Origin of the sequence: Pedobacter sp. FW305-3-2-15-E-R2A2, assembly GCF_038446955.1 — a bacterium.
GTDB lineage: Bacteria > Bacteroidota > Bacteroidia > Sphingobacteriales > Sphingobacteriaceae > Pedobacter.
Genome location: NZ_CP151803.1, coordinates 4,575,676 through 4,590,680, shown reverse-complemented (window position 1 = coordinate 4,590,680; position 15,005 = coordinate 4,575,676). Strand labels below are relative to the sequence as shown.

Genomic DNA, 15,005 nt, shown 5'->3' with positions numbered 1-15,005 from the left:
GGGCAAGCCTGAGCATTGACCTTCCCGGCCGCGAACCGGGTTGGTTATTTTCTGACTTACCTGCGATGGTGGTTTAGGTGGCAGGTTTCATGTGGTTTGTTGATTTTGTGGTGGTAATTTGTTCTTGTTTATCTGGTACTTTGAATGAATACTTTTTTATGCTCAATGCCGAACTTCAGGCCTCCGCTACCTTCCAGTACTTTTAAGAAGGTGGATAAATTGCTGTTTCTTGGAATGATACCTGTAAAACGCAGGTCGGGTTTAGCGCCGCTATAAACCAATTCTACATCATACCAGCGTTCTATTTGCTGCATAATTTCGGTGATCGGCATGTCGTTGAATACAAAGGCGTCGTTTTTCCATGCCAGCACCTCGTCGAGGTCTGCGGCTACGATTTTTGCGCCAAGCTTGCTGTTGCCGGTTTTTAGCTGTGCCTGCTCGCCGGGTTTTACGATGCTGGATTCGGAAGCATTGATTCTGTTTAACCGGATGCTGCCTTCGGCGAGTGTGGTATTAATTTGAGGCTCATTTGTATAAGCATTGATGTTAAATTTGGTTCCCAGTACTTCCAGGGCTTGTTGCCCTGAAATCACACGGAAGGGCATCTGCTTATTTTTGCTGACTTCAAAATAGGCTTCGCCGGTAATTTCTACCCTTCTTTCTCCTGCACTGAAATAACTTGGGAAACGGATGGAAGAAATGGCATTGAGCCATACTTTTGTGCCGTCGGGAAGAATGATGCGGTATTGTCCGCCTTTAGGGGTACTGATGGTATTGTACTTCGGTGCTCCGGAATCGGTTTGTGTAGCTTCCGGTTGTTTGTCGAATGCGAGCTGTCCATCGCTGATCCTGGCAATATTTAAACCCTGCTGATGCGCGAAAGTGGCTGTCGTTGCGCCATCTAAAACGAGTTCAGAGCCATCGGCCAGTTTTAGGATGGCTTTGTTTCCTCCGGGCTTAACGTCATTTTTATAAGTCAGAACTTGTATTTTTTCCGGTGCTGCTTTGTCGAGATAGAGAACAGTTGCAAAAGAACCCACCATAAATATTGCGGCAGCTGCGGCGATATAGTACCATTTTGACAATGGTCTTGATGGCAGGGATGAAGCATCAATGTGCTGGTCGATCTTAGAAAGCATGCGGTCATAGACCTGCTTTTCTTCGGTTTCCGTTGCCGAAGGCCATTCCACGGTCTCCGGTTGCTGCGAGCGATACCAGTTCAGGAGCTGTTCCCGCTCCTCCGGACTGGCAGTTCCATTGATGTATTTTTGGATTAATAAGGAAGGATTTTCGTTTTTCATAGTAATGCGCAACTGGGCTAATTACCAGGATGTACTTTGGGAACAGGCTTTACCCTTAGTGCTTTTTAAAATAAATTTAAAAAAGATAGATTTTCTTATTTGATCAGCAAAGAAAGGGCAATGAGGAAGGTTCCGGAATTGTTCAGGTCTCTCTTTATGGTCTTCAATGCTTTGGTCAGGTGAGCTTCCACAGTTTTTTCGGCAATGTCCATCTCGGCGGCAATCTCGGGAATGGTTAGACCATCATTGCGGCTGTATTTAAAAACAAGCCTGCATTTTTCAGGGAGTTGTTCTACAAGACCGTCAATATATTCCTGGAGGAATTTCGCATGGATCTTTTCCTCATCGAGGGCTATAAGCTCAGTTTGGTAGTTTAACATCGCCAGTTCTTCCCTTCTTTTCTGCTGATGGATGCTTTTGAAGACGGAAAATTTAACGGCCGTGGCAAGGTAGGGTTCCAGGGCTTTTATATTCAACTGATCCTTCCTGTTCCAGAGCCCAATGAAGACTTCCTGGACAATTTCTTCTGCCGAAGAATGGTCTTTGGTATAGGTATAGGAGATGGCCAGCAATTTCTTCCAATAGCGGTTGAAGAGTTCCGTAAACGCAACTCTATTGCCCAGCCGGAGTTCTTCCAGCAGTTCCTGATCAGAAAAATTAACGTAAAACCCCATATATCCCGGGGCGAATGTAAAAATAAATCAAACTTATTTTGGTATAAATGAGCTATATGGCCTGATTTGTTACAATTTTGTTAAATAAGGTTAAATAGCATTTGTGCTTCTCGTACAATACCTAATTTCATTTGTATGAACCCAAACAGACTTAAATCTTTTTTCATCTTATTGTTAATTTCTACTTATAGCATCGGGTCTGCGCAAACGCTTAAACAAAAAGAAAGAAACTTAAAAGCATTTTCAGAACTATATGGTTATGTCCGCTTTTTTCATCCTTCGGACGAAGTAACAAAGGTTAACTGGTTTTTCTTTTCATTATATGGTGTTCATCAGGTGATGTCTGCTCAGAATGATCAACAGCTTATTCGCGAACTAAAGGCATTGATGTTGCCAATTGCCCCCTCCGTCATTATTGATAGCGTTCCCATACCTAAGCATAAGACGTTAAGTAAAATCATACCGGAAAAACTATCGGGATATAAGCTTGTAAATTGGGTACATCGTGGTTTAGCTTTACCTTATGATGATTCGTCAATCTATAAAAGTCGAAGAAATAATAGAGATGCGATAGCGCTGAATTATATTGATTATCCTTTATCTACCTTAAAATTAGACGAAACAATTGATGGTCGTTACGAATTGACTGTGGAGGTAACGGCAGATACAACTGATTGTAACCAGGACAATTTATTTATTGCTGCTTTTAATGGTGCGGAACAACTGAAGAATAAATCTAACAGAAACAGAATCACTGGAAAAACGACCCGATACAGATTCCAGGGAAATCTACTCAAGGGGGAGAAGAATGTTAATATTACGTTGAGAGTTCCAAAATATAGGATTGTTAAAATAAACAGACCAAACATTCAGGTTTTTTCCGGAGACAGCAAGAAAACATTTGAATTTAATGCACCGTTCGAAGTCAGGAATGCCCCGGTGAATATCGTTTTAAGTATTGCAGAGGATAAAAGATTTTATTTTACTAAACCTGCCTCAATTTCAGATATTACCTCAGTAAAACTAGGTAAAAACATATATGCCTCCATTCCGGCGGCGCTTTATGCTACAGAAACAGCTACTTATCCTAAAGTAGATTCCATATCACTAATCGCATTCCAAAAAAAGATAAAGGATTATTGGTCGAAAAAGCCGAAAGAATACGGTCAGGAGACTCGGCTTGCGAATCTGGTCATCACTTTATCAGTTCTGAAATTTGCTTTCCCCTATTGGGAGGATACGAAGACTAATCCTGAAAAGTTATTTTCCTTCTTATTTGCCAGAACGATAAAAGATAACAGCAATCAGGATTTTTTAGAATCCCTAAGGTTAATGTCTGCAAAGCTAAACGATGGCCATATGGGAATTAGTTATTCCGGTTCAGATCGGATTGAAGAGAAATCGGTGAATATAGAATCGGAAATGATTGGCCACAAAATCTATGTCAAACGTGTTTTAGATTCTTCGTTAAAATATATATCAGTGGGCAGCGTCATTGATTCGATTGATGGGGAGTCTGCGCAGAAAACATTTTACGCTAAGTACGGCCTTATTTCAGGTTCTCCGCAATGGCGAACTTACAAATCTCTCCTGGGGTTATTTGACGGTTTATCGGATTCAGTGAAGCTGATCATCAATCATAACGGTGTTCGTACTGCGTTCAAATTTCCCAGGTCGGGTCCGTCCCAGGAGTATCGTCCGGTGGCGCTCACCGCACATGTTCCAAAAGACGGTCAACTTTCAGACGGTATTTATTATTTCAACCTCACAGGTGATTCCGTAATGAAAAACATCAACAGTTCCTTATCCCGGTTACAGCATGCAAAGTCAATCATCTTTGATATGAGGGGCTATCCAAAAGATGACATTCGCGCACTTTTTGGTCATTTGCTTAAATGTTCGGAACACACCAAATGGATGCATATTCCAAAACTAAGCCCGGATAACAGCAGAAAAGATTTCGAAAGTACCGGATGGAATCTAGGGCCTAAACCTCCCTACTTTAAGGGCAAGATCATTTTCCTTTCTGATGCCTGTGCACAGAGTCAGTCGGAGAGTATTTTAGGTTATGTTAAGGGCTTAAAATTGGGAACAATTATTGGCAAGGCAACCTCGGGTACGAATGGAGATGTGCAGACCATTAACCTGTTTAATGACTTCCGGGTCTTTTTTACAGGAGCAAAAGTCACAAACGCAGATGGTACTAAAAGTCATTATAAAGGAATAATACCGGATATCATTGTACGTTCTACCCCTTCTGGGTTGAAGAGTGGGAGGGACGAAGTATTGGATAAAGCGCTGGCGTTTGCGAAGAACTAACGTTGGTATTTCCAATTTCTGGACTTCCCTTCGGCAATCCATTCCAGGGCTGTAGCGAGCCTTTTTTGTCTTGTTTCTTCTGTTTTTGCTTCGACAACCCATTCCAGATATTCCTTTTTTTGAGAATAGCTAAACTTGTCAAAATGTTCCTGTGCTGCAGGAGCTTCTGCCAGACTTCTGGCAAAATAATCCGGAATCACGAGTTCTATTTTTGCTGCGGCAGGTTTTTTCTCCAGCTTAATCCCTTCCTTATTCAGGATGACGGCATTTTGGACATAGGTGATGAAAATGCTTTCTTCGGGCAGGTCTGCGATAGAAGTAATGCGGCCCAACTGTCCCATAGCCTGCTCTTTGTCGTCGCTCAACAGGTGATGCGGATCGGGAAGGAGTTTGCTTTTCCAGAAACCAAAAGCACAATGGCTCTTGAAAGCAGCCATGCTACAGACGGTTCCCTTATAGTCAAAATGAGGAAAACTCCATTTCATGGTTTCTATCAATTCCGGACAGGCCAGATGAACGAGCTTCCGGATGTGTTTTAAAATCGGTTGGGCAAAGGCCGCAGCCTGCTCAATATAAGCATCTACTCTAGGGTCGTATTTTTCCATGGCGTATCTTATAAAGGACCATACATATGGCGTACACTAAAAATAGTCAAAATTTAAATTCCTTTATCACAAGGCTTCATTTTTTATGCTAATGCTCTTTTACACAATGCTGACAGCTAAAACCTGTTAAAAAGACGGGTATCTGCTGATTTTATACTACTTTTGTTCATCATTATATCATACTACATGGATGCTAATTCAAAGCTGGCTTTACTTTTAAACGACACGAATCTGTCTGCAGATCTTAAAGCCATTGCCAATAAAGTTCAGAACCAGGAAAGGATCACCTTCGATGAAGGGGTTTACCTTTATGAACATGCCGAACTGGGCTACCTGGGAGTTTTAGCGAACTACATCAGGGAGCAAAAACATGGTGATAAAACCTATTTCAACCGCAATTTTCATATTGAGCCGACCAACGTTTGTGTGTACGACTGTAAGTTCTGTTCTTACTCCCGACTGATTAAACAGCGTGAGGAAGGATGGGAAATGAGCGTAGACGGAATGATGGATGTGCTTAAAAAGTACGATAATGAACCGGTTACCGAGGTTCACATCACCGGAGGTGTAGTCCCTAAGCAAAACCTTGATTTTTACAGCGATTTCTTCAGACGTGCAAAAGCACATCGTCCGGATTTACACATCAAAGCACTGACACCGGTAGAGTATTACTATATCTTCAAAAAGGCAAAACTGACGCATTATGAAGGGATGAAATACCTGCAGGAAGCCGGTCTGGATTCGATGCCGGGAGGTGGTGCAGAAATCTTCCACCCGGAAGTAAGGGAAAAGATTGCACACGATAAATGTAATGCAGAACAATGGCTGGACATTCATGAACAGGCACATAAGCTGGGCATGAAAACCAATGCGACGATGTTATATGGTCATATCGAACAATTCTGGCACCGGGTAGATCATATGGAAAGACTGCGCCAGCAACAGGACAAATCAGGCGGTTTTCAGGCCTTTATCCCGCTGAAGTTCAGAAACCAAAACAACCAGATGGACCATGTGCCGGAAGTTTCTGTAATCGAGGATTTAAGAAATTATGCGATTGCCCGGATTTATCTGGACAATTTCGACCATATCAAAGCCTATTGGGCGATGATCAGCAGACAAACTGCACAACTTTCTTTAAACTTTGGTGTAGATGATATTGATGGTACTTTAGACGATACCACCAAAATCTATTCTATGGCCGGTGCTGAAGAACAACATCCTGCAATGAATACGGAGGAACTGGTGAACCTGATCAAACAGGTGAACCGTAAACCAATAGAAAGAGATACACTTTACAACGTGGTTACCGATTATACGGATTTCGTATTCGAAGGAGCAGCAAAACCACAATATTATAAATTGCCGGTCATCAATTAATGGATAAAGAACTATACATCATCAGACATGGTGAAACCGAACTAAACAAACAAGGTATTGTGCAGGGAAGAGGGATCAACAGCGATCTGAACGATACAGGAAGGGCACAAGCCGAAGCATTTTATGCGAAATATAAAGACGTAGCCTTCGATAAGGTTTATACTTCTGAACTCAAAAGAACCCACCAAACGGTAAAAGGCTTTATTGATGCCGGATTACCATGGACACAGTTGTCGGGCCTGGATGAGCTGGCCTGGGGTACCTGGGAAGGGCAGCCAAACGATGAAAATGCCATGATCGCTTTTAAAAGCATTATGGAGAAATGGACGTCGGGAGATTATGATGCCCGCTTTGAAGGGGGCGAGAGTCCGGCGGATGTGATTATCCGTCAGAAACAGGCTTTGGAAGTGATCAGGAGCGCTGAAAATGAAAAAACCCTTTTAATCTGTATGCATGGGCGTGCAATGCGCTTATTCCTGTGTTTATTAACGGGAAGGCCATTGAGTGAAATGACAGAGTTTCCTCACCTGAATACCACCCTTTATAAAGTTGAAATGACCGGAGATCAGTATGTGATCACCGAGTTTAACAATACGGATCATTTAAAATAGTTCCCTTTGAGTAAGATTAAAATTTCTGCAGTTTCCTATACCAATACCAAGCCTTTTATCTATGGAATTGAACATTCGGAACTGCTGACTAAAATAGATTTAAGTTTAGATATCCCTACAGATTGCGCGGCAAAATTGATCAATAACCAGGTGGATATCGGCCTGATTCCTGTCGCCGCCATTCCAATGGTGCCGAATGCAAACATCGTTGCTGATTATTGCATCGGTTCAGTAGGCGCCGTAAATTCTGTGTTTGTTTTTAGCAAAGTTCCTTTCGGGGAAATCAGGACGGTAAGGCTCGACAGCCATTCCCGGACTTCCAATAACCTGGCAAAGGTCTTGTTGAAATTTCACTGGAAACAGGAAGTGACGTATACGACCGATCCGGAAGCAGAAACAGATGCAATGGTCCTGATTGGCGACCGCACTTTTGGTAAAAAATCGGACTACCCTTATGCCTATGATATGGGAGAGGAGTGGATGAAATTTACCGGATTGCCTTTTGTATATGCCGCATGGGTAGCGAACAAAACAATTCCTGAAACATTTATCGCAGAATTTAACGCGGCATTGGCTTTTGGCCTTTCCCATCGTCAGGAGTTACTGAAAGAATTGCCGGTAATCGCAAATTTTGACCTGGACGACTACCTGATGCATAAACTGGATTTTGAACTGACGGATAAAAAGCGCGAAGCTTTAAGCCTGTTCTTATCCTATATTGAACAGTTATAGGTTTTTATTAAAATTTTCCACAAACCGTATGGATTATGCATTCAGATGCTATCTTTACGGTTTTGTAAATTAAAATACATTTTGGCTAAAGATAAGACTAAAGAAACACCTTTAATGCAACAGTACAACGCGATTAAAGCAAAGTACCCGGGTGCATTACTATTGTTCAGAGTGGGCGACTTCTATGAAACATTTGGTGAAGATGCGGTAAAGACTTCTCAGATTCTGGGAATTGTATTGACAAGAAGGGGAAATGGTCCTGGAGGACATATTGAACTGGCAGGATTTCCTCATCATTCTTTAGACAATTACTTGTCGAAACTGGTTCGCGCCGGACAAAGGGTTGCGATCTGTGACCAGCTGGAAGACCCTAAAACAACCAAAACAATTGTAAAACGTGGTGTGACTGAATTGGTTACCCCAGGTGTTGCTTATAATGATAACATCCTGAGCCAGAAGTCGAACAACTACCTGGCTTCCGTCTATTTTGATAAAGCAGGAATGGGCGTTTCCTTCCTCGATATTTCTACAGGCGAGTTTTATGTAGCTCAGGGAAATGCAGAATATATCGACAAACTTTTGCAGGGTTTTAAACCGAATGAAGTGGTTTTTCAAAAGAGTAAAAGGAAGGAATTCCTGGAGCTTTTCGGCGATAAATTTTATACGTTTCATCTGGATGATTGGGCATTTACCACTGATTATGCGACGGAAACGCTGACGAAACATTTTGAAGTGAACTCTTTAAAAGGTTTTGGGGTAGATAAACTTCAGATCGGGATCATCGCCGCAGGGGTCGTGCTTCATTACCTGAATGAAACAGAACACCGCAATTTAAAACACATTACTTCGATTTCCCGTTTAGAGGAAGATAAATACATGTGGCTGGATCGTTTTACGATCCGTAACCTGGAGCTGGTGAGCTCTGCCAACGACAATGCGGTAACGCTGTTTCAGGTGCTTGACCATACTTCAACGCCAATGGGCGCACGCTTGCTGCACCGCTGGATCATCATGCCACTGAAAGAGCTGAAGCCGATTCAGGAGCGCCTTGGGATGGTAGAGTTCCTGGTAAAAGATGAGGCATTGGTGGAAGAGTTCTTAAACCACATCAAACAGATCGGTGATCTGGAACGCCTGATCTCTAAAGTAGGTTTGTTGAAAGTGGGACCAAGAGAATTGTGTCAGCTTAAAAAGGCCTTGTATCATATCGAGTCGGTAAAGGAAATTGCGACGGCCTCGAATAATCCTTTCTTAATGGCACTTGCCGATCAGCTGGACCCTTGCTTAAGCATCCGCGAAAAGCTGGAAAGGGAATTGCAACAGGATCCTCCGGCATTGCTGATCAAAGGAAATGTGATCGCCGATGGCATCAATGAAGAGTTGGACCGCCTCCGCAAAATCTCCTTCGGTGGAAAAGACTATTTAATAGAAATTCAAAAAAGAGAAGCTGCCATTACCGGCATTCCTTCTCTTAAAGTAGCTTTCAATAATGTCTTCGGATATTACCTGGAAGTGACGCATACACATAAAGATAAAGTGCCTGCCGACTGGATCAGGAAGCAAACCCTGGTGAGTGCGGAGCGTTACATCACGCCTGAGCTAAAGGAATATGAAGAGCAGATCCTGGGTGCGGAAGAAAAGATCATGCAGATCGAGATCCGCCTGTATGGAGAGCTGATGGCCCTGGTGAGCGCTTATATCAAACAAATTCAACTGAATGCTTTCTCTATTGCACAGCTGGATGTCTTGTTGTGTTTTGCACAACTGGCGGTTAAAAATCACTATGTGAAACCGGTGGTGAATAAGACCAAAAATCTGGACATCAAAGGTGGAAGACATCCTGTAATAGAAAAAAGATTACCGGTAGGGGAAGAATACATTACGAATGATGTGTTTCTGGACAATGAAACCCAGCAGATCATCATCATTACCGGACCCAATATGTCGGGTAAGTCGGCAATTCTGAGACAAACAGGATTGATTGTGCTGATGGCACAAATGGGTTGTTTCGTTCCTGCAAAAGCAGCAACGCTCGGCCTGGTGGATAAGATCTTCACGCGTGTGGGTGCCTCGGATAACCTTTCTTCAGGAGAGAGTACATTCATGGTGGAGATGAATGAAACGGCGAGTATCCTGAATAATATTTCCGACAATAGTTTGATTCTATTGGATGAGATTGGCCGTGGAACGAGTACCTATGATGGGATTTCCATTGCCTGGGCGATTGCAGAATTCCTGCATACCCATCCTACGGCAAAGCCAAAAACACTTTTCGCGACACATTACCATGAGTTGAATGAACTGGCCAATACCATGAGCCGCATTAAGAACTTTAATGTTTCGATTAAAGAGGTAGGCAATAAGGTGATTTTTCTTAGAAAACTGGTTCCTGGTGGTAGTGAGCATAGTTTCGGTATTCATGTGGCCAAGATGGCCGGAATGCCGCCTAAGCTGATCAACAGGGCGAATGAGATCCTTAAGAAACTGGAGATCGACAGGACCGAAGGTCAAAGCATCAAAGACAGCATTAAAAAAGTACAGAACCAGGCTTATCAATTGCACATGTTTGCAATAGATGATCCGGTATTGTTGAAAATAAGGGATACCCTGAATAACCTGGATGTAAACGTATTGACCCCGGTTGAAGCTTTGCTTAAACTGGATGAAATACAAAGGATAATCAAAGAATAATGAGGAAGAAAGCCAATCACACCGTTCTCAAAGGAAGATTTAAATCGTTACTTTTTTTAATGGTGCTGATGGTACTGGTGGCTTGTAGCTCCAGAAAGAAAACAGTCAGCACTTCTACTGCGGCAAGGACAGCGACGGCGATGTCAAACCTGAAGAGTAAACCTTTGTACCGTTTCATCAACGACTGGACAGGGGTGAGGTACCGTTTAGGTGGCCTGGACAAACGGGGGATTGATTGCTCGGGTTTCGCCTTCTTATTGCAAAAGAACATCTACGGAAATGAGCTGCCAAGAAGGTCCAGTGACCAGGCAACGGTGATCAGGACCAAGAGCATTAGCCAGCTTAAAGAAGGAGACCTGATCTTTTTCTCTTTTGGCGGTGGCGCGGTAGATCATGTAGGGATTTACCTCAATAACAATTACTTTGTTCATGCATCCACTACACGTGGTGTGGTGGTAGATGACCTGAGCTTACCTGCTTACCAAAGAACAATGGTGAAAGCAGGTTCTATAAAAAACTAAGATATGTCAGCACCAAAACAAGAAGATTCCTTCTGGACAAAATATAAGAAGTTTGCAACGACCGAAATCCTGATGTACCTGATCATGATCATCGGCATCGGACTAGGCATCCTGATCCTTAGCTAGTTTAGCTTATACACGACTTTATCATGGTCTGCAATGTTGACATTGCCCATGAAATTGCTGAATTCCTGGTATTGTGCTGCGGGATAATTCCCATCCTTCAGGTGAAACTTTCTTTTATAAGTCAGTGTTTTTCCTTCAATTTTAAGCTCAGAACTATAGCTGCCAAAAGGACTGATGATCTTTTTATTCTCCGGTTTGGCCTCCATTTTGAAACCTTCAGGAAGTTCATAACGGAGCTCATCTTCATCTGTAAAGCCCCTGTTGATATAGACAGGTAAAGTCCTGTTCTTCACTTCAGGAACGTTGCGGGTCTTATTAAATGCATTTAATTCCAGATAAAAAAGGTCATTACTTTTGGCCGCATATTTCTGTATGTCCAGTTGAACAGATTCCAGGGTATGCGGTGGGGTACCTTTGTCCTGAACAAGTTTAAAATCGTGGAAATTGATATTGTCGATATCGTACTTGTCTTTTAATAGTTTCAGCTGTTCGGCATGCGGTTGTGCCAGCATGTTCTGATAATTGTCGTACTGAGCACCGCTGAAGCTGGTATTTAATTTTCCGGTCACTGTTCCTTCGGCATCGACGTTCAGCTGTGCCTTTCTGACCAATAAATTCATGTCACTGTTCAATGCAGGGGTTTTTAATAATTTCCCTCCCTCAGGAGTACAGGCAAGGACGGTCCGGTCGTCGGTGAAATCTCCAAGAAAACCAAAAGGACTATCGGAACTGGTGCATTCCAGCCATACCGTATCTGTTTTCAGAGGAACTGCCAGGATGATGTGATTGCCTTGTTCCATACTGGCAAAGTCGGGGTCCATGCTCTTTTTGTTTCTTCCTGCATTTACAACACAGTACAAAGATGGAATATCTGCGGCCTTTAAAAGACTTTGGGTATAGTTAACCAATGCTTTGCAATCTCCATAAGAGAGTTGCTGAACTTCTGCAGCGGGCATCGGCTGAAAGCCTCCGATTCCAATCTGTACACTGATGTACCTGGTTTTCTTCTGCATATATTCATAGATTTTCTTTGCTTTCTCACGATCACTGTCTATCCCTTTAACGAGTTCCCTAATTTCGGCAGTGGTTTGCTCCGGAAGGTTTTGCCTGCTTTTGATCAAATCATTATATACCCATTTGCCCAGTTCTTCCCAATTCTGATAGCTTCCTTTATAGCCATAATAACTAAACTGTCTGGCGGCAACTTTTACATAGGTCTGGTAAAGGTCCGGATCAGGTGCAAAGGGCTCAGCTTTAAAAGCAGGTTTATTGCTAACCTGCCAGGTATAACTCGTTGCTTTTTCTGTTTTCAGGACCTCGGGCTTACCGTTATAGTTGTATTCCCTGATCCTGATTTCATCATTTGGTTTGGAGACAAAGGTATACTTGTTCTTTTCTACGGATTGGTCGGCATAAGGATTGGCATACCAGTCGGGGATGATCAGGTTCTGCTTGTTTTTAATTTCATATTCATAAATCACCGTATAGGGGTAGGTGGTAACGATGGGCGAGAAATGCTTTAAGCGGTAATCGATAAACATACTGCCATCGCTAACGGCACTGTGGTCCGTAAAATCACCCTGTGTAAATTTAGCATTTACATTTCCAATGGCATCCAGTACCTGGCCTCTGATGCGCTGAATGCTGCTGCTTTTATCGTAATAAATGGTCAGATCTGCTCTTGGATCGCCGTTTTTATTCCAAACGGTAACGACCTTTTTAACATTTATGATCACCTGATCCGCTGCACGCATATCTACGGTGGTTTCCATTTCCCGGATCACTGCATTGGCCCTGCTCCTCAGACTGGAAGGGACTTTATCAGCTGCATATTCCAGCTGGGAAAAACAAGGTATACTGGTTAATGTCAATAAGCATAGGAATAGATTCCTGATCATAGTTATTTCGCTTTTTTAAAGATGATGTCTGTTTTTTGTGTCTGGATGATCCTGCTGTAAAACTCTTTCAGGGAAAGGTATTCCTCTGATCCATAGATGGGTTTGTTCAGTTGCAATAGCTGGTTAAAGTTCACGATATGGCTATCGAAGCTCGTGGTGGTCATGTACTTTCCTCCATTTTCCGCCAATCCAATATTGAGGTCTTTAGGTTGTCCTGCCAGGATAAAGTCCTCCGGAACGGTCAGCTGAATGCTGCACCTGGTCTCTTTGCCGCTTCCTAAATCTACCGGATAGGTTCTTTCATTCAGGTTGAAAGGATTCTTGCTGATGTTGTCAATGAAGAAAGGGCTGAAGAAAATTTGCGTGGCTGAAGTACCGTTATAAGAGTTGATCTCTATTTCATATTTCTCTACCAGGGGTAGGTTCAGGCTATCTACATTCTTAATCTCATACTTCCCGAAGCTGATCCTGGGCATTTTTTCATCGAGTTTTTCGACATATTCTGCCACGGAGTTGGCAGCAAGAATATCTCTTCTCTTTTTTAATGCGGCATATCCTAAAGTATAGGTCAGCAGTTCTCCTTTTATTTTCCCGTCCTTAGTTAGGGTAGCGACTAAATTGTATCGGGTATATTCTTTCTGACTGGCCTTGAGGTCATACCAGTAAGAAGGTTTTTTCAGGTTGATTACCCTTCCCTGGCCATTGATGCAATGTAAAGGCAGCAAGCCGAAAGGAAGAAGCGGAACGGAGGCGTCCAGCAAATAACTTTGCTCCCCGATATTGACTTTCGCCACGACATAGTTGAAATCAGTGATGACCGGATACAGGGTGTTTACCAATCCATATTCACGGGTAGAAAGGATTACTGCTTCGGCATTAAGGTTGGCGGCGCTAAGGGCTGCAATGAGCGAAAGGTTAATGTCGCCGGTATTTCCGCTATGGGTTTCCAATGCTTTTTTTACAGCAGTTTCGCTGTAGATCCCAATAAAACCGTTGGACTTGATGTTCTTTGCAATGTAGTCGTATACCGCTTGTGCTTTGCTCAGGTCGTCGGTTGTGTTTTTAAGAATTTCAGGCATCAGCTCTTTAAAAGCGTCTTTTTTCTTCATCTGTGATCCGAAAGATTTTTCGGAAAGGAGTTCGTAATCGACGTCTTTCCATGTTTTAGTGACGCTCTTTTTTCCTCCATTCATTAAATGGTAGTCAGACAGCTCAAAGTTAATGGCCGATTTAAAGTTGACTGCTGCTGTCATATAATCTTCCTCAATAAAGGCAGGAACATTCTTCATGATATAGGTCATCTTAGAACAATCAATATTGGTTCCCGAAATCCGCATACATTCTTTTTGAAGTTCTGCATTGCTGGAACTGAGCTTCATTGCGCCCCTGAGCGAGACGTTATAGTTGTATAGCGCAGGGATCGTAGCGATGTATTCACTGTGTAGCTTAGGAATGTTGGATTGAAATTCCCAGGATTTAAAGTTAAAGATTCTGGGGATTCGCATGCGGTAGGTGTATTCAATAATGCTTCCATCCATCAGATTGGGCATGGTAAACTTCGTTGCCGCACTGTATTTGTTTCTTTTCTCCCTGAATATTTTCTTGGGATCAAGCTCCGTTTGTTTGAATATCCCATCTATATAATTAATCGTGACGGCTTTAATGTCCCTGATTTCATCTTGCAGGTCGTCATTGATGCGTTGCGGGATAATGATGTTCCCGCTTTCAAAACCTTGTTTGTTGAAAATTTTAATGCGGACGTGGTACAGGTATTCAATGGCCAGCCGGCCATCAGCATCATTGTAATCCATCACTGCGGTCCCGAATTCCCGGAGCACGATGGCATTGGCATTGCTGTCCAACACGGTGTTTTTTAAGGAGATATCCTCATGACTGATTCCGGCAAATTTGAAATCCTGGGCTATGGATTTCAGGGAACAAACAGTAAAAAATAATATGAGGCAAAAGTATTTCATAAGAGCGTAACTAATTAACCGCCAAGGTAAGGTACTTCTGAAGAAAAAAAAAGAGTCTGCACTATTTTATACAATACTAAATAAGTTCAGGTTTAATGGATGATTTTTACGACTTTTGAAAAGCTACGAAAGTGTTATGAAATGAATTCCCGGGGATTCAAACCTTTAAAA

At 42.6% G+C, this 15,005-nt stretch carries 12 protein-coding genes; 7 read left to right on the top strand and 5 right to left on the bottom strand.

What is annotated here, in order from left to right:
• Window positions 1-128 precede the first annotated feature (128 nt).
• Window positions 129-1,301, bottom strand: a complete 1,173-nt coding sequence (locus AAFF35_RS18470) for a FecR domain-containing protein (RefSeq protein ID WP_342328008.1) — start codon at window positions 1,299-1,301, stop codon at window positions 129-131.
• Between the two features lie 95 nt (window positions 1,302-1,396).
• Window positions 1,397-1,975, bottom strand: a complete 579-nt coding sequence (locus AAFF35_RS18465) for an RNA polymerase sigma-70 factor (RefSeq protein ID WP_342328007.1) — start codon at window positions 1,973-1,975, stop codon at window positions 1,397-1,399.
• 135 nt (window positions 1,976-2,110) lie between these two features.
• Here AAFF35_RS18465 and AAFF35_RS18460 point away from each other — a divergent pair, with 135 nt between their 5' ends.
• Window positions 2,111-4,294 (top strand): S41 family peptidase, encoded by a 2,184-nt coding sequence (locus AAFF35_RS18460; protein WP_342328006.1) that lies wholly within the window; start codon window positions 2,111-2,113, stop codon window positions 4,292-4,294.
• Here AAFF35_RS18460 and AAFF35_RS18455 read toward each other — a convergent pair.
• A complete protein-coding gene (locus AAFF35_RS18455) occupies window positions 4,291-4,899 on the bottom strand; it encodes a YdeI/OmpD-associated family protein (RefSeq protein WP_342328005.1) in 609 nt (202 codons plus the stop codon). The two genes, AAFF35_RS18460 and AAFF35_RS18455, sit on opposite strands and share 4 nt — an antisense overlap.
• 186 nt (window positions 4,900-5,085) lie before the next feature.
• Here AAFF35_RS18455 and mqnE point away from each other — a divergent pair, with 186 nt between their 5' ends.
• The 6 genes from mqnE (at window position 5,086) to AAFF35_RS18425 (ending at window position 10,960) form a co-directional block, all read left to right on the top strand.
• Complete coding sequence (gene mqnE / locus AAFF35_RS18450; RefSeq protein ID WP_342328004.1) at window positions 5,086-6,279, top strand: aminofutalosine synthase MqnE; 1,194 nt, start codon at window positions 5,086-5,088, stop codon at window positions 6,277-6,279.
• The gene (locus AAFF35_RS18445) at window positions 6,279-6,890 is read left to right on the top strand and encodes a histidine phosphatase family protein (protein WP_342328003.1); all 612 of its coding nucleotides are present in this window, start codon (window positions 6,279-6,281) and stop codon (window positions 6,888-6,890) included. Before mqnE ends, AAFF35_RS18445 begins: the two co-directional genes overlap by 1 nt.
• A gap of 6 nt (window positions 6,891-6,896) precedes the next feature.
• Window positions 6,897-7,622, top strand: a complete 726-nt coding sequence (locus AAFF35_RS18440; RefSeq protein ID WP_342328002.1) for a menaquinone biosynthesis protein — start codon at window positions 6,897-6,899, stop codon at window positions 7,620-7,622.
• A gap of 81 nt (window positions 7,623-7,703) precedes the next feature.
• A complete protein-coding gene (mutS, locus tag AAFF35_RS18435) occupies window positions 7,704-10,313 on the top strand; it encodes a DNA mismatch repair protein MutS (RefSeq protein WP_342328001.1) in 2,610 nt (869 codons plus the stop codon).
• Entirely contained in the window at window positions 10,313-10,834 is a 522-nt protein-coding gene (locus AAFF35_RS18430) for an NlpC/P60 family protein (RefSeq protein WP_342328000.1), read from the top strand. Before mutS ends, AAFF35_RS18430 begins: the two co-directional genes overlap by 1 nt.
• Before the next feature lie 3 nt (window positions 10,835-10,837).
• Window positions 10,838-10,960 (top strand): hypothetical protein, encoded by a 123-nt coding sequence (locus AAFF35_RS18425; protein WP_262502356.1) that lies wholly within the window; start codon window positions 10,838-10,840, stop codon window positions 10,958-10,960.
• On the opposite strand, the gene AAFF35_RS18420 is transcribed toward AAFF35_RS18425, so the two are convergent.
• Both AAFF35_RS18420 and AAFF35_RS18415 read right to left on the bottom strand, forming a co-directional pair.
• Window positions 10,957-12,858: a DUF3857 domain-containing protein gene (locus tag AAFF35_RS18420; protein ID WP_342327999.1), complete on the bottom strand. Its 1,902-nt coding sequence runs from the start codon at window positions 12,856-12,858 to the stop codon at window positions 10,957-10,959. The two genes, AAFF35_RS18425 and AAFF35_RS18420, sit on opposite strands and share 4 nt — an antisense overlap.
• A 2-nt stretch (window positions 12,859-12,860) precedes the next feature.
• Window positions 12,861-14,834: a DUF3857 domain-containing protein gene (locus AAFF35_RS18415; protein ID WP_342327998.1), complete on the bottom strand. Its 1,974-nt coding sequence runs from the start codon at window positions 14,832-14,834 to the stop codon at window positions 12,861-12,863.
• Between the last annotated feature and the right edge of the window lie 171 nt (window positions 14,835-15,005).

Bases quoted from the DNA above. Each gene is read 5' to 3' on its own strand.
- AAFF35_RS18470 (WP_342328008.1), bottom strand. From the start codon at position 1,301: ATGAAAAACGAAAATCCTTCCTTATTAATCCAAAAATACATCAATGGA.
- AAFF35_RS18460 (WP_342328006.1), top strand. From the start codon at position 2,111: ATGAACCCAAACAGACTTAAATCTTTTTTCATCTTATTGTTAATTTCT.
- mqnE (WP_342328004.1), top strand. From the start codon at position 5,086: ATGGATGCTAATTCAAAGCTGGCTTTACTTTTAAACGACACGAATCTG.
- AAFF35_RS18455 (WP_342328005.1), bottom strand. From the start codon at position 4,899: ATGGAAAAATACGACCCTAGAGTAGATGCTTATATTGAGCAGGCTGCG.
- AAFF35_RS18430 (WP_342328000.1), top strand. From the start codon at position 10,313: ATGAGGAAGAAAGCCAATCACACCGTTCTCAAAGGAAGATTTAAATCG.
- AAFF35_RS18415 (WP_342327998.1), bottom strand. From the start codon at position 14,834: ATGAAATACTTTTGCCTCATATTATTTTTTACTGTTTGTTCCCTGAAA.
- AAFF35_RS18465 (WP_342328007.1), bottom strand. From the start codon at position 1,975: ATGGGGTTTTACGTTAATTTTTCTGATCAGGAACTGCTGGAAGAACTC.
- AAFF35_RS18425 (WP_262502356.1), top strand. From the start codon at position 10,838: ATGTCAGCACCAAAACAAGAAGATTCCTTCTGGACAAAATATAAGAAG.
- AAFF35_RS18445 (WP_342328003.1), top strand. From the start codon at position 6,279: ATGGATAAAGAACTATACATCATCAGACATGGTGAAACCGAACTAAAC.
- AAFF35_RS18420 (WP_342327999.1), bottom strand. From the start codon at position 12,858: ATGATCAGGAATCTATTCCTATGCTTATTGACATTAACCAGTATACCT.